Annotated in this window: 20 protein-coding genes and 1 tRNA gene; 17 read left to right on the top strand and 4 right to left on the bottom strand. The window is 62.5% G+C overall.

Annotated elements, in window-relative coordinates; translation table 11 throughout:
* Positions 1–103 precede the first annotated feature (103 nt).
* Positions 104–367, top strand: a complete 264-nt coding sequence (locus ACTJKE_RS03495; RefSeq protein WP_058325717.1) for a hypothetical protein — start codon at positions 104–106, stop codon at positions 365–367.
* Between the two features lie 181 nt (positions 368–548).
* Positions 549–986 carry a hypothetical protein gene (locus ACTJKE_RS03490; RefSeq protein ID WP_309239058.1) on the top strand — a complete coding sequence of 146 codons (438 nt, stop codon included), beginning with the start codon at positions 549–551 and terminating at the stop codon, positions 984–986.
* Between the two features lie 126 nt (positions 987–1,112).
* Here ACTJKE_RS03490 and ACTJKE_RS03485 read toward each other — a convergent pair.
* A tRNA-Ser gene (locus ACTJKE_RS03485) sits at positions 1,113–1,202 on the bottom strand.
* A 294-nt stretch (positions 1,203–1,496) separates the two neighbouring features.
* On the opposite strand from ACTJKE_RS03485, the gene rplU reads away from it, so the two are divergent.
* From rplU to ACTJKE_RS03465, 4 genes are all read left to right on the top strand, one after another.
* Positions 1,497–1,871, top strand: coding sequence for a 50S ribosomal protein L21 (gene rplU, locus ACTJKE_RS03480; protein WP_057254969.1), 375 nt, complete (start codon positions 1,497–1,499; stop codon positions 1,869–1,871).
* Between the two features lie 33 nt (positions 1,872–1,904).
* Positions 1,905–2,174, top strand: coding sequence for a 50S ribosomal protein L27 (gene rpmA, locus ACTJKE_RS03475; RefSeq protein ID WP_037470908.1), 270 nt, complete (start codon positions 1,905–1,907; stop codon positions 2,172–2,174).
* Positions 2,175–2,300: 126 nt separating this feature from the next.
* On the top strand, positions 2,301–2,933 hold the full coding sequence (locus ACTJKE_RS03470) for a GNAT family N-acetyltransferase (protein WP_034802649.1): 633 nt from the start codon (positions 2,301–2,303) through the stop codon (positions 2,931–2,933).
* Positions 2,930–3,514: a GNAT family N-acetyltransferase gene (locus ACTJKE_RS03465; protein WP_093233098.1), complete on the top strand. Its 585-nt coding sequence runs from the start codon at positions 2,930–2,932 to the stop codon at positions 3,512–3,514. Before ACTJKE_RS03470 ends, ACTJKE_RS03465 begins: the two co-directional genes overlap by 4 nt.
* 39 nt (positions 3,515–3,553) lie before the next feature.
* Here the strand turns inward: ACTJKE_RS03465 and ACTJKE_RS03460 are convergent, their stop codons facing one another.
* Entirely contained in the window at positions 3,554–4,414 is an 861-nt protein-coding gene (locus ACTJKE_RS03460) for an endonuclease/exonuclease/phosphatase family protein (protein ID WP_112995677.1), read from the bottom strand.
* Between the two features lie 85 nt (positions 4,415–4,499).
* On the opposite strand from ACTJKE_RS03460, the gene obgE reads away from it, so the two are divergent.
* The 10 genes from obgE to ACTJKE_RS03410 all read left to right on the top strand — a co-directional run bounded on the left by obgE (position 4,500) and on the right by ACTJKE_RS03410 (position 14,886).
* Positions 4,500–5,522, top strand: coding sequence for a GTPase ObgE (gene obgE / locus ACTJKE_RS03455; protein WP_057254966.1), 1,023 nt, complete (start codon positions 4,500–4,502; stop codon positions 5,520–5,522).
* A gap of 1 nt (position 5,523) precedes the next feature.
* Positions 5,524–6,693 (top strand): glutamate 5-kinase, encoded by a 1,170-nt coding sequence (gene proB / locus ACTJKE_RS03450; RefSeq protein ID WP_058325720.1) that lies wholly within the window; start codon positions 5,524–5,526, stop codon positions 6,691–6,693.
* Positions 6,686–7,969 (top strand): glutamate-5-semialdehyde dehydrogenase, encoded by a 1,284-nt coding sequence (locus ACTJKE_RS03445; protein ID WP_112995676.1) that lies wholly within the window; start codon positions 6,686–6,688, stop codon positions 7,967–7,969. The genes proB and ACTJKE_RS03445 overlap by 8 nt, the downstream gene beginning before the upstream one ends.
* Before the next feature lie 37 nt (positions 7,970–8,006).
* Positions 8,007–8,594: a nicotinate-nucleotide adenylyltransferase gene (locus tag ACTJKE_RS03440; RefSeq protein WP_112995716.1), complete on the top strand. Its 588-nt coding sequence runs from the start codon at positions 8,007–8,009 to the stop codon at positions 8,592–8,594.
* Between the two features lie 102 nt (positions 8,595–8,696).
* Positions 8,697–9,128 (top strand): ribosome silencing factor, encoded by a 432-nt coding sequence (rsfS, locus tag ACTJKE_RS03435; protein WP_057254963.1) that lies wholly within the window; start codon positions 8,697–8,699, stop codon positions 9,126–9,128.
* Between the two features lie 260 nt (positions 9,129–9,388).
* Positions 9,389–9,871 (top strand): 23S rRNA (pseudouridine(1915)-N(3))-methyltransferase RlmH, encoded by a 483-nt coding sequence (rlmH, locus tag ACTJKE_RS03430; protein ID WP_057254962.1) that lies wholly within the window; start codon positions 9,389–9,391, stop codon positions 9,869–9,871.
* Positions 9,872–10,035: 164 nt separating this feature from the next.
* Positions 10,036–11,433: a murein hydrolase activator EnvC family protein gene (locus tag ACTJKE_RS03425; protein ID WP_112995675.1), complete on the top strand. Its 1,398-nt coding sequence runs from the start codon at positions 10,036–10,038 to the stop codon at positions 11,431–11,433.
* Positions 11,423–12,745 (top strand): S41 family peptidase, encoded by a 1,323-nt coding sequence (locus tag ACTJKE_RS03420; RefSeq protein ID WP_057254961.1) that lies wholly within the window; start codon positions 11,423–11,425, stop codon positions 12,743–12,745. The genes ACTJKE_RS03425 and ACTJKE_RS03420 overlap by 11 nt, the downstream gene beginning before the upstream one ends.
* Before the next feature lie 352 nt (positions 12,746–13,097).
* Positions 13,098–14,306, top strand: coding sequence for a divergent polysaccharide deacetylase family protein (locus ACTJKE_RS03415; RefSeq protein WP_113132354.1), 1,209 nt, complete (start codon positions 13,098–13,100; stop codon positions 14,304–14,306).
* Between the two features lie 52 nt (positions 14,307–14,358).
* A complete protein-coding gene (locus ACTJKE_RS03410; protein ID WP_057254959.1) occupies positions 14,359–14,886 on the top strand; it encodes an RNA pyrophosphohydrolase in 528 nt (175 codons plus the stop codon).
* Between the two features lie 87 nt (positions 14,887–14,973).
* Here the strand turns inward: ACTJKE_RS03410 and bfr are convergent, their stop codons facing one another.
* Both bfr and ACTJKE_RS03400 read right to left on the bottom strand, forming a co-directional pair.
* Complete coding sequence (gene bfr, locus ACTJKE_RS03405) at positions 14,974–15,465, bottom strand: bacterioferritin (RefSeq protein ID WP_112995672.1); 492 nt, start codon at positions 15,463–15,465, stop codon at positions 14,974–14,976.
* Positions 15,431–15,688, bottom strand: coding sequence for a (2Fe-2S)-binding protein (locus ACTJKE_RS03400; protein ID WP_375374132.1), 258 nt, complete (start codon positions 15,686–15,688; stop codon positions 15,431–15,433). The genes bfr and ACTJKE_RS03400 overlap by 35 nt, the downstream gene beginning before the upstream one ends.
* On the opposite strand from ACTJKE_RS03400, the gene ACTJKE_RS03395 reads away from it, so the two are divergent.
* Complete coding sequence (locus ACTJKE_RS03395) at positions 15,590–15,814, top strand: hypothetical protein (protein WP_244495724.1); 225 nt, start codon at positions 15,590–15,592, stop codon at positions 15,812–15,814. The two genes, ACTJKE_RS03400 and ACTJKE_RS03395, sit on opposite strands and share 99 nt — an antisense overlap.
* Positions 15,815–15,955: the final 141 nt, after the last annotated feature.

Below are 15,955 nucleotides of genomic sequence, written 5' to 3'. Positions count from 1 at the left end.
ATATTTTCGCGCCGAGGGTTCCAGACGAACCGGTCTCGCAGACGATAATCAGATAAACGCGAATTGTTTGCAGCCAATTGCCGCGCCGTCGGGCGACCGCTCCATGAGTGCTGTCGATGTCCGACGACATCAACGTGGAGGAAAAGCCAATGGCCTGGAGGAGATCTCAGGCGGGTTCGACAAGGTAAGCAGCACGGCCGGGCAACTGTCTGCCGAGCAAAAGGCAGCCCTTTCGGCACTGGTCGGGCCGATGATGCCGACGCTCAACGGGCTGTTCGACAAGGTGTTGGCCATCCCCGGCGTTTCAGACATCCTAAAGCCGACGATCGACGCATTGAAGGCCAAGCTCGCCGGCCTGTCGGCCTGACAGAGCGGCTAGAGAGAGAGAGAGAGAGAGAGAGAGAGAGAGAGAGAGAGACCGCCGGCCTTTTGCGCGCTGCGCGGACTGGCGGCAATTGTCATCGACAAAATCGAACGAAGGAGGATCAGCCATGGCTGACAAATCGACATTCACCTCGGAAGAATGGACGCTGCTCTTGGAGAGCGTGATGATGGCCGGCATTGCCGTGACGGCGGCAGAGCCGAGCGGCCTCTGGGGTATGCTGAAGGAGGGCATCGCCAATAGCAGCGCGCTTCTGCAGGCAAAATCGGATGCCGCAAATCCCCTTGTCAAAGCGCTTGTCGCCGACTTCGAAACCTCGGAAGGACGGACCGCCGCCCGCGACGGCCTGCAGGCAAAACTCAAAGGTGCCAAGCCCCAAGAAATGAAGACTCGTTGCATTGAAACGCTGCGGCAGGCCCGAACCACCGTCGAGACCAAGGCGCCCGGCGACGCCGGGGCATTTGCCGCATGGCTGTACCAGATCAGCCAACGGGTGGCAGAGGCCGCCAAGGAAGGTGGCTTCATGGGCTTTGGCGGCGTTGCGGTGAGCGACGCGGAGAAAGCTACCTTGTCGGAAATATCGGCAGCTCTGAAAGTCGCCTGACGCAGGCCCTGCCGGAGCAGGTCACGTCGTGCAACGGGCCTTTGACGGAACTACGAGATTCGCGCCGCCATCTCTGGCCGTTTGACGAACTGCGGCATGATTGCGACGATTGAGTCGAAGAAAATATGGCGGAGAGGGTGGGATTCGAACCCACGGTACGGTTGCCCGTACGCCGCATTTCGAGTGCGGTGCTTTCGACCACTCAGCCACCTCTCCGCTTTGCTGGTCGGCGCTTGGTTAGCGCGGTCGGGTTCATAGCGGCAGATTCGGGTGCTGGCAAGGGCCTGTTTGAAGAATATGTAACGGCCCCGTTGCTTTCGCCTTGACACACACGCGCGATTCCTTGTAATCCGCGCAATGAAGTGGTGTGGCCTGGCCATTCCGCATCGGGTGTGATTTGCGCCCTTTCACCGGTGGATATCCTTTTGGGCATTCCACTCAACTGTCGACTGACAAAAAGACGGCCTTGTCCTCGGGCAGAGAGCCGGATCGAACATGAAAGGATAAAAAATGTTCGCAGTCATCAAGACCGGCGGTAAGCAGTACCGCGTGGCCGCCAACGACGTCCTCACCATCGAAAAGCTGGAAGGCGTTGCAGGCGACAAGATCGAATTCACCGAGATCCTGATGGTCGGCGTTGGCGCCGATGCAACCATCGGTGCTCCGTTTGTCGAAGGCGCCGTTGTCAGCGCTGAAGTTGTGGAACAGGGCCGCGCCAAGAAGGTCATCGCCTTCAAGAAGCGTCGCCGCCAGAACTCCAAGCGTTCGCGCGGTCACCGCCAGCACCAGACGACCGTCCGCATCCTGGACATCGCTGCTGCTGGTGGCAAGGCGAAGAAGGCTTCGAAAAAGACCGAAGCCGCCGCTGAAGCCGCTGCAAACTGAGTTCAGGGATCTAAGGTTTAAAGGAGAACACCAATGGCACACAAAAAAGCTGGCGGTTCGTCGCGTAACGGTCGCGATTCTGAGTCCAAGCGCCTTGGCGTGAAGAAGTTCGGCGGCGAAAACGTCGTTGCAGGCAACATCATCGTGCGCCAGCGCGGCACGAAGTGGCATCCGGGCGCCAATGTCGGCCTCGGTAAGGACCACACGATTTTTGCACTTACGGCCGGCAACGTGGACTTCCGTACGAAGGCCAATGGCCGCGTGTACGTGTCTGTAATGCCGAAAGCCGAAGCAGCGGAATAAGCCGGTAGCGCTCTAAAACAGCCGGCGTCTCATCGACCCGGCTGACGCACCTGATGGTTCCAAGCCAGACTTCAAAGGGGAGATGGGGCAATACCCAACTCCCCTTTTTCGTTTCTGGAGGAAACCATGCAAACCGAGTTGTTGAGGGAAGACCAATCCCGGTCTCCCGAGCAGAGGCTGAGGCCCCAACGGTCAAGGACCGATTGCCCGATATTGTTGTCACCCCGGCTCGTTCTGCGCGCGCCCCATGAAGACGATATCGACGCCCTTGCCCATCTTGCCAACAATGCCAATGTCGCGACCATGGTCTCGCGCATGCCGCACCCGTATACGACGGCCGATGCCGCCGACTTCGTGCGACGCGCGAAAGCCGGCACGATTGGCAAGTGCGTCTACGCGATTACCAAGGCGGACAATGGCGCATTTCTCGGTTGCTGCGGTATCGAGCCGCATCCCGACGGCAAGACGGCGGAACTTGGCTATTGGCTGGGCGAACCATACTGGAACCAGGGCTATGCCACCGAGGCGGCCCAGGTCCTGACCGACATGGCCTTCCGCACCCGCGATATCGACCAGATCGATGCGCGCTGCCGGGTCATGAACCTCGCATCCCGCCGGGTCATCCAGAAGTGCGGCTTCCAGTTCCAGGGAAGCGGCATGGTCGGCAGCCTGGCGCTCGGCGGCTCGATCGCTGTCGAATGGTACCGGCTCGACCGCAAGACCTGGGTCTCCTTGAGAAGCTGGGGAGGCATGCGATGAACGCGCTCGTTTCCGAACGCCAGCGGGTCGTCGCCCGCCCCGGTCCCGGGCCCTGCCCGGTCATCGAGACGAAGCGTCTTGTCCTGCGCCCGCACCGGCGAAATGACGCCGAGGCGATCGCCCAGTCGCTCGGCGATTTCCAGGTGGCGCGCATGCTTGCGCGCGTTCCGGCGCCCTACGACCTGCAGGACGCGCTCGACTGGCTGACGGCGCAGACCTCAGGCCTGACGCCCGACTGGACATTCGCCGTCACCACTGGCGACGACGTGCATATCGGTTGCGTCGGCATCGAGCTCCGCCATGGCCAATGGCATGTCGGCTACTGGCTGAACCGCTTCTACTGGGGCAAGGGTTTTGCCTCCGAGGCGGTCTATGCCGCGGTCGAGCGCTTCTTCCGCCGCATGCCGGAAACGATGCTGCATTCCGGCGTCTTTGCCGACAATCCGGGCTCGCTGAAGGTGCAGGAAAAGATCGGCTTTCAGATCACCGGCTGCACCCAGGTCTATGCGCTCGCCCGCAACGCCATGGTCGCGCATATCGAAACCCGGCTGACCGCTGCCGATCTGCACCGACCGCATTGAACGACATCCCCCGCGAAGCTCGCCTTTGCGGGGGATTTTTCATGAAAGCGTGAAGCCGACTGGCAGGTGATCGGAGCCCTTGGCGTCATATTCCGTCCAGGCGTCCGTCAACCGCGGAACGAGGCCGGCGCTTAAGAAACAATAGTCGAGGTGCATGCGTTTTTCGGGGTTTTCGGGATGAATCCAGCTATAGCTTTCCGGCGTCAGTCGACCGAGATGGGCAAGCACGTCGACCGGATTCTCAAGCCGCAGCGAACGGCCATAGTAGGCATCGCGCGCACCCACCATGGCACAATATTCCGGCGTCTCCGGCTCCATGTTGAAATCGCCCATGACGACGAAGTCCTCCGGATGCGGCGGCTCGGCAAGGCCGAAATCGACCGCCCCGGTGATCGCGCCACCTTCGAGCGGATAGCCGAGCAACCGGTCCTTCAGGTAGCGGATCTGGGCGATGCGCTCGGCGGGAAGCACATGATCGAGATGCACGGAATAGACCCGGAGCGGACCGCCGGGCGTCGCGATCAACGCTTCGGTCGCACCGCGCTGCAGGTTCATCGGGCTGATCGTGCGGGTGCGTGGCAGGGGGATCAGCCGCGTCGCAAGGATCGGCCAGCGCGACAGGATCATGTTGCCGAACTGGAAGCGGCGGCTGACGGCGCGGCCATCTTCGATCGTCGAGCCGACGTCGATATCGCAGGGCGCGTGAAAGGCCGCGAAATGACCCGGGAACAACTTTTCGAAGCGGGCGACGAGATCGACGTGATCGTTGCGATGAAAACCGCGCGTTACTTCCTGCAACGCAATGATGTCGGCGTCCCCGACCGAGGCCGCGATGCGTTCGGGGTCGAAGCGGCCGTCGAGACCGATACCGTATTGGATGTTGTAGCTGACGAACCGCACGATATTCTTTGACCTCCGAATAAACCGCCTATATCGATGGCGGCAAATTAAGACCGCGCACCTACACCGAACAGATGGCAGCCCAATGAAATTTCTCGACGAAACGAAAGTCTATATCCGCTCCGGCGACGGCGGCGCAGGCGCCGTCTCGTTCCGGCGCGAGAAGTTCATCGAGTTCGGCGGACCGGACGGCGGCGATGGCGGTCGCGGCGGCGATGTCTGGGTGGAGGCCGTCAACGGTCTCAACACCCTGATCGACTTCCGCTACCAGCAGCACTTCAAGGCCAAGACCGGCCAGCACGGCATGGGCCGCAACCGCACCGGCGCCGGTGGCGACGACGTGACGCTGAAGGTGCCGGTCGGCACCCAGATCTTCGAGGAAGACAACGAGACGCTGATCGTCGACATGGTGGCCGAGGGCCAGCGCTACCGGCTGGCCGCCGGCGGCAATGGCGGCTTCGGCAACGCCCGCTTCAAGTCGTCCACCAACCAGGCGCCGAACTGGGCCAATCCAGGCCTCGAAGGCGATGAGAAGACCCTCTGGCTGCGGCTGAAGCTGATCGCCGACGCCGGCCTCGTCGGCCTGCCTAACGCCGGCAAGTCGACCTTCCTCGCCGCCTGCACCCGTGCGCGTCCGAAGATCGCCAACTACCCGTTCACGACGCTCCATCCCAATCTCGGCGTCGCGACCATCGACGGCAACGAGTTCATCATCGCCGATATCCCGGGTCTGATCGAAGGCGCGCATGAGGGTGTGGGCATCGGCGACCGCTTCCTCGGCCATGTCGAGCGCACCCGCGTTCTGCTGCATCTGGTTTCCGCCCAGGAAGAAGATGTCGCCAAGGCCTATAAGACGGTGAAGTACGAGCTCGAAGCCTATGGCGGCGGCCTCGAGGATAAGCCGCAGATCGTCGCGCTGTCGCAGATCGACGTGCTCGACGAGGACGAATTGAAGGTGAAGGCCAAGGCGCTGGCAAAGGCCTGTGGCGAACAGCCCCTTCTGCTTTCCGCCGCAGTCGGCAAGGGCATGACCGAGGCGCTGAGGGCGCTGCGCAGCGTCATCGTCGCCGCCAAGGCCGGCGAAGGCTTCGGCGAGGAGAACCTCTAAGATGACCAAGACCCGCAAGCCGCTTTTGAAGTATCGCCGGGTCGTCATCAAGATCGGGTCGGCATTGCTGGTCGACCGCGCCACCGGGTTGAAAAAAGCCTGGCTCGACGCGATGTGCACCGATGTCGCCAATCTCAAGGCTAACGGCGTCGAAGTGCTGGTCGTCTCATCGGGCGCGATCGCGCTTGGCCGCACGGTGCTCAACGTGCCGGCGGGCGCGCTCAAACTGGAAGAAAGCCAGGCGGCCGCCGCCGTCGGCCAGATCGCGCTGGCGCGCGCCTGGTCGGAGAGCCTCTCGACCGATGCGATCGTCGCTGGCCAGGTCCTGCTGACGCTCGGCGACACCGAGGAGCGCCGCCGTTATCTCAATGCCCGCGCCACCATCAACCAGCTGCTGAAGCTCGGTGCCGTGCCGATCATCAACGAGAACGACACGGTCGCAACGACCGAAATCCGCTATGGCGACAATGATCGCCTCGCCGCCCGCGTCGCCACCATGGTCGGCGCCGACCTCCTGGTGCTGCTCTCCGATATCGACGGGCTCTATACCGCCCCGCCGCATCTCGACCCGAATGCCCGCTTCCTCGAAACGATTGCCGAGATCACGCCGGAAATCGAGGCCATGGCCGGTGGTGCCGCGTCCGAGCTTTCGCGCGGCGGCATGCGCACCAAGATCGATGCCGGCAAGATCGCGACGACCGCCGGCTGCGCCATGATCATCGCCTCCGGCAAGCCCAACCATCCGCTTGCAGCAATCGAAGAAGGCGCCCGCTCCTCCTGGTTTGCCCCCTCGGGTTCACCGGTGACCGCGCGCAAGACCTGGATTGCCGGGCAATTGCTGCCCGCCGGAACACTCAGTGTCGACGCCGGTGCCGAAGAGGCGTTGCGCTCTGGCAAGAGCCTGCTGCCGGCCGGCGTTCGCGACGTCACCGGCAGCTTCAGCCGCGGCGATACCATCGCTATTCTCGGCACATCGGGCCGCGAGATCGCCCGAGGGCTTGCCGGCTACGACGCCGACGAGGCGCGCCAGATCGCCGGCAAGAAATCGGCCGAGATCGCCGCGATCCTCGGCTATGCCGGCCGCGCCGCCATGGTGCATCGCGACGATATGGTGATGACCGGAAAACGCGCCCAAGAAGGGGGCAGCCGGAAGGATGAGGTCCATGCTTGACGAGGTGAAGAACAAGGACGACGTCGAGAGCGTCATGCTGGAAATCGGCCGCAGGGCCAAGGCCGCCAGCCGACCGCTTGCTGTCGCCAGCGCCGAACGCAAGCACGCCGCCCTCATCGCCATGGCTGATGCGATCGTCGCGCGCATGGACGAGATTCTCGCCGCGAACGCGATCGACCTGGAAAACGCCCGCGAGACCGGCGTCGCCAGCGCCTTCATCGACCGCCTGACGCTCACCGAAGGCCGCATCCGCGACATGGCGAACGGCATCCGCGCCATCGCCGAGTTCAAGGACCCGGTCGGCGACGTGATTGCCGAATGGGACCGGCCGAACGGCCTACACATCGAGCGCGTGCGCACCCCGCTCGGCGTCATCGGCGTCATCTATGAAAGCCGGCCCAACGTGACGGCAGACGCCGGCGCGCTCTGCCTCAAGGCCGGCAATGCCGTGATCCTGCGCGGCGGCTCCGACAGTTTCCATTCCTCGGGCGCCATCCACGCCTGCCTCGTCGAGGGCCTCAGGGCCGCGGGCCTGCCCGAGCACGCGATCCAGATGGTGCCGGTCGCCGACCGCGCCGCCGTCGGCGCCATGCTTGCTGGTCTTGGCGGCGCAATCGACGTCATCGTGCCACGCGGCGGAAAGAGCCTGGTTGCCCGCGTCCAGAATGAAGCGCGCGTGCCGGTCTTTGCTCATCTCGAAGGTCTCTGCCACATCTATGTCGACGCTTCGGCCGACCTTGCCATGGCGGAAAAGATCGTCGTCAACGCCAAGATGCGCCGCACCGGCATCTGTGGCGCGGCCGAAACGCTGCTGATCGACCGCAACGACGCCGAGCGGCTGGTCAAGCCACTGTTGAGCGCCCTACTTGCGACCGGCTGCGAAGTGCGTGTGTCGGATGAGCTCGCAGGCACTATCGACGGCCTAAAGGCCGCGACCGACGAAGACTGGGCAACGGAATACCTCGACGCCATCATCTCGGTGAAGCTGGTCGACGGCATCTCGGGCGCCATCGAGCACATCGCCACCTGGTCGTCGGCCCATACGGAGGCCGTCATCGCCGAGGATGCTGCGGTGGTCGAGCGTTTCTTCTCGGAGATCGATTCCGCGATCCTCTTGCACAACGCCTCGACCCAGTTTGCCGATGGGGGCGAGTTCGGCATGGGCGGCGAGATCGGCATCGCGACGGGCAAGATGCACGCGCGCGGACCAGTCGGTGTCGAGCAACTGACCTCCTTCAAGTATCGGGTGCGTGGTGCTGGACAGGTCAGGCCCTGAAGTGACCGCGGGCAAGGTCAACGCCCGCTACCTGCGCATGCCCCATGTCGAGAGCGGCATGGTGGTCGGCCTCTTCGGTGGATCGTTCAATCCGCCGCACGAGGGCCATGTGCTCGTTGCCGATACGGCGATCCAGCGGTTGGGGCTCGACCAGCTCTGGTGGATGGTGACCCCCGGCAATCCGCTGAAAGACCACAACAACCTGGCGCCGCTCGCCGACCGCATCGCCTTGAGCGAGAAGATCGCACCCAACCCGCGCATCAAGGTGACCGCCTTCGAACAGGCACTAGGCCAAAGCTACACCGCCCGCACGCTGGAGACGGTGCGCGCCCGCAACCGCGATATCCGCTTCGTCTGGATCATGGGCGCCGACAACCTGAAGAGCATTCACCGCTGGCAGAACTGGCAGAAGATCGCCCGCACCTTCCCGATCGCCGTCATCGACCGGCCGGGCTCGACGCTCGCCTATCTCTCCTCGCGCATGGCCAGGACCTTCGACTATGCCCGCATCGACGAGGACGACGCCCGCCGTCTGGCCTATCACGCAGCCCCCGCCTGGACCTTCATCCATGGGCCGCGCTCATCGATGAGCTCGACCGCGCTTCGGGCGGCGAAGCCTACGTGAATTCCCATGATTCACTTCTCCTGTCTTGAAACCGCTACGGTTTGATGCCTACATTCACTAACGGTTCGATCTTTGTTCGAATCGATAGTGCCTGTTCTGTTCATGTGGAAAGGAAAGACCCTGACAACAGCACACGCCAAGGGATATGCGGTCTCCGCGTTCCCGCGCAGCACGGGATCTAGCGACGAAGCCGCTGTCCGTGCGCTTCAACTGGTCCTCGAAAGCCTAGAGGACTCGAAGGCAGAAGATATCGTCAGCATCAACATTGCCGGAAAATCGGCGCTGGGAGACTTCATGGTCGTTGTCTCCGGGCGATCGACGAGGCATGTGATGGCCATTGCCGATCACCTGACGACCGACCTGAAAGACGGGGGCTTTGGCAATGCCCGTGTCGAAGGTCTGGAAGGCGGTGACTGGGTGCTGATCGACACCGGCGATGTGATCGTTCACATCTTCCGGCCGGAGATCCGGGAGTTCTACAACATCGAGAGGATGTGGGCGGCTCCTGAGATCGAGGACGGCACCTTGCATTGAGACCGACCGGGTCGCCGCGCAGCTGAGTGCCGGACGAGCCGAGATGCGGTCATGCATGAATTTGAAGGGCTGGCGCCGCTCGCGGCGTTGTCAGCCGGAAGTTTGTTGCGACTGATCGTAACCTTTTGGGCTCGTTATCCGGACCAGGCGCGAACGACGCTGCAAGGCTCCATGGACGCGGCATAAGATTCTCCTTGAATCGATCCGATTTCAGGAACTATGCAGTGTGCGTTGCAGCGCAAGCGAGGACGGGTAAGGTCATGCGTATCGGACTTTTCGCAGTCGGCCGCCTCAAGGCGGGGCCGGAAAAGGATCTCGCGGCCCGTTATCTCGATCGCTTTTCCAAGGCCGGTCCGGCGATCGGTCTGGAACTTTCCCGCGTCGTCGAAGTCAACGAAAGCCGTGCGTCGAATGCCGACACGCGCAAGCGGGAAGAAGCCTCCCAGCTTGAGAAGGCGCTTGCCGAAGGCAGCCTGCTCGTGCTTCTCGACGAACGTGGCAAGGCGCTCGATTCCGAAGGCTTTGCATCGCTCCTCGGTACGTTCCGCGACAGCGGCAAGCGCGACCTGATGATTGCGATCGGCGGCGCCGACGGCCTCGACCCGAGCCTTCACGCCCGCGCCGATGCGGTGCTCAACCTTGGAAAGATGACCTGGCCGCACCAGCTCGTGCGTATTCTGATCGCCGAGCAGCTTTACCGCGCCGTCACCATTCTCTCCGGCCACCCCTATCATCGGGTCTAGGCGACGTGGGCCGTTTTCCGCGGGATCCTTCACCCGGCAACACGCACCGATAACGAGAATATGCTTGGTCGTGCGCGACAAATCAGATTAGGTTTTTTCTTCATATTTTTCGGATGGACGCACGCAAACCGATGACGCGCCGAGGCAGGACCAGCGCTTTCAGCATGGGAAGAGACGACGCAGGACGGCTTGCCCGTAAAGCGGCGGCCTTTGCGCTCGCGCTGGCGATCGGCCTGCCGGCCGGCGCCCAGGAGGTCACGCCGCCCGGCGCCTCGATGGCCGGCCAGGAACAGGGGCCACCCGATCCTGCCGCCGACCTCACCCTTCGCCGCAACAGCACGCGCAGCGAACTCGACGCGCTTTCGAAGACCATCACGCTGTCGCAGGAACGCGCCAACGCGCTGACCGAGACCATCGCCGAGATCGACAAGACCAACGAGACGCTGCGCGCTGCGATCGTCGATTCCGCCAAAAAACGCCAGGGCCTTGAGCAACAGATCGTCGACGGCGAAAAGAAACTGAGCGATCTGCGAACCAAGGAGGACGCCGTCCGAAAGTCCCTGCATTCGCGCCGCGGGGTACTTGCCGAAGTTCTCGCCGCGCTGCAGCGGATGGGACGCAACCCGCCGCCAGCGATCCTGGTGACGCCGGAGGATGCGCTGTCCTCGGTGCGAAGCGCCATTCTGCTCGGCGCCGTCGTACCCGGTCTTCGCAAGGAAACCGAAAACCTGGTGGCCGACCTCAAGGCATTGGCCGACATTCGCGCCGGCATCGACCGGCAGCGTGAAGAGCTGACTGCGACGATGACGGCCAATGTCGAAGAAGAGCGCCGCATGTCGATGCTGGTCGCCGAAAAGGAGAAGCTGCGCCAGTCGCGCGCCAGCGAGCTCGCCGCCGAGCAGCGCAAGGCGCAGGAACTTGCCAGCCAGGCCACCAATCTCCAGGGCCTGATCGGCTCGCTCGAAAGCCAGATCGCCTCTGTTCGAGAGGCCGCAGAAGCAGCCCGCGCCCAGGAGCAAGAGCGCCTGCGCATGAGCGAGGCCGAGCGCGAAGCGGCACGCGAGTTGGCCCGCAATGCCGTGCCCGACAAAAACCGCATTGCGCCAGCATACGTGTTTTCGGAGCTGAGGAATAAGCTTGCCTATCCGGCCGCGGGATCGCTTTTGCGAAAGTTTGGTGATGCCGATGGCACGGGGCACTCCCTGCAAGGGATCATGCTGGAAACCAATCCCGGCGCGCTGGTGACTGCGCCGTCAGATGGCTGGATCGTCTATGCAGGCAATTTCCGCAGTTATGGGCAGATGATCATTCTCAATCCTGGTGACGGCTACCATGTGGTGCTGTCCGGCATGGAGACGGTGAGCGTGCAGACCGGACAATTCGTCGTGGCGGGTGAACCGCTGGCGACGATGGGCGCAAAAAGAGTCGCAAGTGCTGCGGCCTTGGCGCTGGAAACGGACCGGCCGACGCTTTACATTGAATTCCGAAAAGACGGAAAACCGGTTGATTCCCGACCGTGGTGGACCGCAGCAGAGGTTGGAAAGGCGCGAAATGATACGTAGGGCTTCACTTGTTCTGGTCGGAGCGCTCATGGGCGCGACCGCGATGGGCGTGGTTTATTCGGCTGTCGTTCCGGCCGTCGCTGCCAACACCTCGACCTATCGCGAACTGGCAATTTTCGGCGACGTATTCGAACGCGTGCGCGCGCAATATGTGACGCCGCCGCAGGACGACAAGCTGATCGAGAACGCCATCAATGGCATGCTCTCCTCGCTTGATCCGCATTCGAGCTACATGAACTCGGCCGACGCCGAGGACATGCGCACCCAGACCCGCGGTGAGTTCGGCGGTCTCGGCATCGAAGTCACGATGGAAGACGACCTCGTCAAGGTGACGAGCCCGATCGACGACACGCCTGCGGCACGCGCCGGCGTGCTTGCCGGCGACTTCATTTCGAAGATTGACGGTGCGGACGTTCGTGGCCTGAAGCTCGAAGACGCGGTTGAAAAGATGCGCGGCGCCGTCGGCACCCCGATCAAGCTGACGATCCTGCGCAAGGGCGCGGACAAGCCGATCGAACTGACGATCGTTCGCGACGTCATCGCCGTTCGCGCCGTCAAGGTTCGCACCGAAGGCGACGTCGGCTACCTGCGCGTCATCTCCTTCACCGAGAAGACCTATGACGACCTGAAGAAGGGCATCGAGAAGATCAAGGCGGAAGTGCCGGCCGACAAGCTCAAGGGCTATGTGCTCGACCTGCGCCTCAATCCGGGTGGCCTGCTCGACCAGGCGATCAACGTCTCCGACGCCTTCCTGGAGCGTGGCGAGGTCGTTTCGACCCGCGGCCGCAACCCGGACGAAACCCGCCGCTTCAACGCGACGCCGGGCGACCTGACCGATGGCAAGCCGGTGATCGTGCTCGTCAACGGCGGCTCGGCTTCCGCTTCGGAAATCGTCGCCGGCGCCCTGCAGGATCTGAAGCGCGCAACCGTTCTCGGCACGCGCTCCTTCGGCAAGGGTTCGGTCCAGACGATCATCCCGCTCGGAGAAGCCGGTGCACTGCGTCTGACGACGGCGCTCTACTACACGCCGTCGGGCAAATCGATCCAGGGCACGGGTATCTCGCCCGACATCAAGGTCGAACAGCCACTACCGCCGGAACTGCTCGGCAAGGTCGAGGCTCAGGGCGAATCCGACCTGCGCGGTCACATCCAGGGTCAGAGCGAGACCGACGAAGGTTCGGGCTCGGTCGCCTATGTGCCGCCGGAAACGAAGGACGACCTGCAGCTCAACTACGCACTCGACCTGTTGCGTGGCAAGAAGACGGATCCGACCTTCCCGGCCAACCCGGAACAGGCGCAGCTCAAGAAGTAAGCCTGCAGGGTATGCAATTGAGAGCGCCGCGTGTTCGAAAGAACACGCGGCGCTCTGCATTTCAGTAAGGCGCATCCTCCGCCCAAGGCAGATGCACTGGTCAACGCGACACCGCTAAATTATAGGGGTACAGGCGCTGTCGCGGCCACTGATTCTCAGGCCACCGGCGCGCTAAGGGAAGAACAGGCGAAGCGTCTCAGCGCCGCCTCGCACTGCAGCGCCGCGCGTCCTGCTCGATGCGCAAAGGTCGCTGCAGCACTTTGAATTGCTGCGTGTTTTGTCCTGTGATCGACTATGATCTTAGGCGGGCGTGCAGAAGCGGCAACATCGCACAGATCGACCGAGGCTCCGTTTGGGAACTGATCTCAATGCCCCCCTGGGCCAGAACCGGCGGGTAAAGCCAGCGGCGAAGCGCAATCCCCGACGCATGCTCGGGTTCTCTTTACTCGGCCTCTGTATTGCGACGGTTGTCGGACTGTCGCTGTGGGGCACCCTTGCGCCTGATGGACTGAAGCGCGGTCAGACCGAAACAGCGGCGAACGAGAGCGCCAAGGGCACCGACGAGAAACCAGCGAAGGCAGAAAATGGCCAATCGGGCGCGGGCGGAACGATGAAGCCGGGGACCGCCTATTCCGGCGCCGACGTCGAACATACGCTCACCGATGACGGTTCCACCGTTACCACGTTTTCGCCGCGCGGCCGCGACGGCAAGGGCCCTGCCCTCATCAATGTCGGTCCGATCCGCGGCCAGGATCCGCGCATGGCGGCCATGCCCAATGACGATCTCCTGGAAGAGAGCCCCGCCGGGCGCCTGCCGATCACCGGTCCGGACGGGCTGCGCCCGATGGATCAATATGCGCGGCCCTGGTCCGGCGCGCGCGGCACCCGCATCGCGCTGGTCGTCGGCGGTCTCGGCCTCAGCCAGACCGGAACGCAGAGGGCGATCCGCGACCTGCCGGGCGAAGTGACGCTGGGCTTTGCTACCGCCGGAAACAGCCTGCAGCGCTGGATGCAGGAGGCACGCCGAAGCGGCCATGAGATCCTGCTGCAGGTGCCGATGGAGCCGTTCGACTATCCGGCCAATGATCCCGGTCCCAACGCCTTGCGCATCGGTCTCGGCGCCAAGAAGAACCTGACCGAACTGCACCGCAACCTCGCCGAGATCACCAATTATACCGGCATCATGAATTATCTCGGCGGCCGCTTCCTGTCGGATGCCGATGCGCTGGAGCCGGTCATGCGCGATCTCGGCAAGCGCGGCCTGCTGTTCCTCGACGACGGTACCTCGGCGCAATCGCTCTCGGGCAAGCTCGCCGATGCCTTCGATGTGCCGCATGGCTTTGCCGACCTGACACTCGACACGGAGCTCAGCCGCAGCGCGATCCTGAAGAAGCTCGACGAGCTCGAGCGCATTGCGCGCCGCAATGGCACCGCCATCGGCGTCGCCTCCGCCTTCGACGAAAGCGTCGGCGCGATTGCCTCCTGGATCGGCGAGGCACAGGGGCGCGGCATCGAGATCGTCGGCGTTTCCGCGCTCGTCAAGGATCCGCAACAGAACTAGGTTACAGCCATCCCGACAGGATGATTTGACGATTGTAAAGAAGAGGCAGCCGATGAGCAAAGACAAGGACAAACAACTCAGAGCGGAGGACCTTCCCTATCGTCCTTGCGTAGGGGTCATGGTGCTGAACCGCGCGGGTCTCGTCTGGGCTGGACATCGCATCGCCGTCGGCAATTCCGAATATGATGGCTCGCCGCAGCAATGGCAGATGCCGCAGGGCGGCATCGACAAGGGTGAGGATCCGCTGAAGGCCGCCTATCGCGAACTCTACGAAGAAACCGGCATGAGCACAGTGTCGCTGCTCGCCGAAGCGCCCGGCTGGATCAACTACGATCTGCCCGAGCACCTGATCGGCATCGGTCTCAAGGGCAAGTATCGCGGCCAGACACAACGCTGGTATGCCTTCCGCTTCGAGGGCGAGGAGAACGAAATCGCCATCAACCCGCCGCCGGGCGGGCATGAGCCGGAGTTCGACGCCTGGGAGTGGAAACCGATGCGCGAACTGCCGGAACTGATCGTGCCGTTCAAGCGCAAGGTCTACGAGGAGGTCGTCACGGCCTTCGCGCATCTCGCGCCGTAAGGCGTGTGGCGCAAAAGTGCGCAGCAGTTCTCACTGACAAAAAAGCCGGCGAGATCGCCGGCCTTTCTTTCAAATATTGCGCCGAACTCAGTCGGCTTCGGCCTCGTTGGCCGGGGCAGCGTTGAGCTGGCCGTATTTCTCTTCGCCGATCTTGTCGAGCAGCTCGAGCTGGGTTTCCAGGAAGTCGATGTGGCCCTCTTCGTCGGCGAGCAGTTCTTCGAAGAGCTTCATGGAGACATAGTCTCCAGCGGCGTGACAGATGTCGCGTGATTTCTTGTAGGCGGTGCGGGCGTCGTATTCGCCGGCGAGGTCGGCCTTCAGCACTTCCTTGACGTTCTGGCCGATGCGCAACGGCGCAACCGTCTGCAGGTTGGGGTGGCCTTCAAGGAAGATGATGCGCGCAACGAGCTTGTCGGCATGCTGCATCTCCTCGATGGATTCTGCGCGCTCCTTCTTGGCGAGAAGCGTGTAACCCCAGTCTTCGAGGAGGCGGTAATGCAGCCAATACTGGTTGACGGCACCGAGTTCGAGATAGAGCGCTTCGTTAAGCTGCTCGATGACTTTTGTGTCGCCTTTCAAGATCCGCCCTCCGATTATCCTCATGGAATTGTTTGAGGCGGGTCATGAAATCAAATATCTCGGCGTCCGTCGAGTCGCGGTGCGCGTGATATTGCTCGGTGGTGCGGATGATGATGTCGACGACATTGGGGAAGCAACCGCAGCAACGGCCGCGCTTTTCCATCGCGTGATAGACTTTCGCCGGCACGATCAGCTGCCAACAGTCCTCGTCGAGGAGGCCGATGATCGTATCCTCGATCTCTTTTTCCGTGATGAAATTGCAGCTGCAAACCAGCATGTCGTCTCGCCTGTCGTACGCAACGCCCTGTATCAGCGCATAAAGCAAAACAGGACATTTAGTGTCAACTAAAAACTCCGCGAGCGGAAGTTGCAGGTCGATTAGAACGACTCTAAACTTGACAAAAAACTTCGTCTTTTCAGAATTTTAGAGAAACGTGAACGACTATTCTTGTAAACCAGAGGTCGATCATGCCGCGCGTTTCCTGCGACA

Origin of the sequence: Ensifer sp. 22521 (assembly GCF_052044795.1) — a bacterium.
Lineage (GTDB): Bacteria > Pseudomonadota > Alphaproteobacteria > Rhizobiales > Rhizobiaceae > Ensifer.
This window is presented reverse-complemented; position numbering and strand designations above follow the sequence as displayed.

Excerpts from the sequence above, each read along its gene's own strand:
- ACTJKE_RS03495 (WP_058325717.1), top strand. The coding sequence starts at position 104 with ATGAGTGCTGTCGATGTCCGACGACATCAACGTGGAGGAAAAGCCAAT.
- ACTJKE_RS03490 (WP_309239058.1), top strand. The coding sequence starts at position 549 with ATGATGGCCGGCATTGCCGTGACGGCGGCAGAGCCGAGCGGCCTCTGG.
- rplU (WP_057254969.1), top strand. The coding sequence starts at position 1,497 with ATGTTCGCAGTCATCAAGACCGGCGGTAAGCAGTACCGCGTGGCCGCC.
- rpmA (WP_037470908.1), top strand. The coding sequence starts at position 1,905 with ATGGCACACAAAAAAGCTGGCGGTTCGTCGCGTAACGGTCGCGATTCT.
- ACTJKE_RS03470 (WP_034802649.1), top strand. The coding sequence starts at position 2,301 with ATGCAAACCGAGTTGTTGAGGGAAGACCAATCCCGGTCTCCCGAGCAG.
- ACTJKE_RS03465 (WP_093233098.1), top strand. The coding sequence starts at position 2,930 with ATGAACGCGCTCGTTTCCGAACGCCAGCGGGTCGTCGCCCGCCCCGGT.
- obgE (WP_057254966.1), top strand. The coding sequence starts at position 4,500 with ATGAAATTTCTCGACGAAACGAAAGTCTATATCCGCTCCGGCGACGGC.
- proB (WP_058325720.1), top strand. The coding sequence starts at position 5,524 with ATGACCAAGACCCGCAAGCCGCTTTTGAAGTATCGCCGGGTCGTCATC.
- ACTJKE_RS03445 (WP_112995676.1), top strand. The coding sequence starts at position 6,686 with ATGCTTGACGAGGTGAAGAACAAGGACGACGTCGAGAGCGTCATGCTG.
- ACTJKE_RS03440 (WP_112995716.1), top strand. The coding sequence starts at position 8,007 with ATGCCCCATGTCGAGAGCGGCATGGTGGTCGGCCTCTTCGGTGGATCG.
- rsfS (WP_057254963.1), top strand. The coding sequence starts at position 8,697 with ATGTGGAAAGGAAAGACCCTGACAACAGCACACGCCAAGGGATATGCG.
- rlmH (WP_057254962.1), top strand. The coding sequence starts at position 9,389 with ATGCGTATCGGACTTTTCGCAGTCGGCCGCCTCAAGGCGGGGCCGGAA.
- ACTJKE_RS03425 (WP_112995675.1), top strand. The coding sequence starts at position 10,036 with ATGGGAAGAGACGACGCAGGACGGCTTGCCCGTAAAGCGGCGGCCTTT.
- ACTJKE_RS03420 (WP_057254961.1), top strand. The coding sequence starts at position 11,423 with ATGATACGTAGGGCTTCACTTGTTCTGGTCGGAGCGCTCATGGGCGCG.
- ACTJKE_RS03410 (WP_057254959.1), top strand. The coding sequence starts at position 14,359 with ATGAGCAAAGACAAGGACAAACAACTCAGAGCGGAGGACCTTCCCTAT.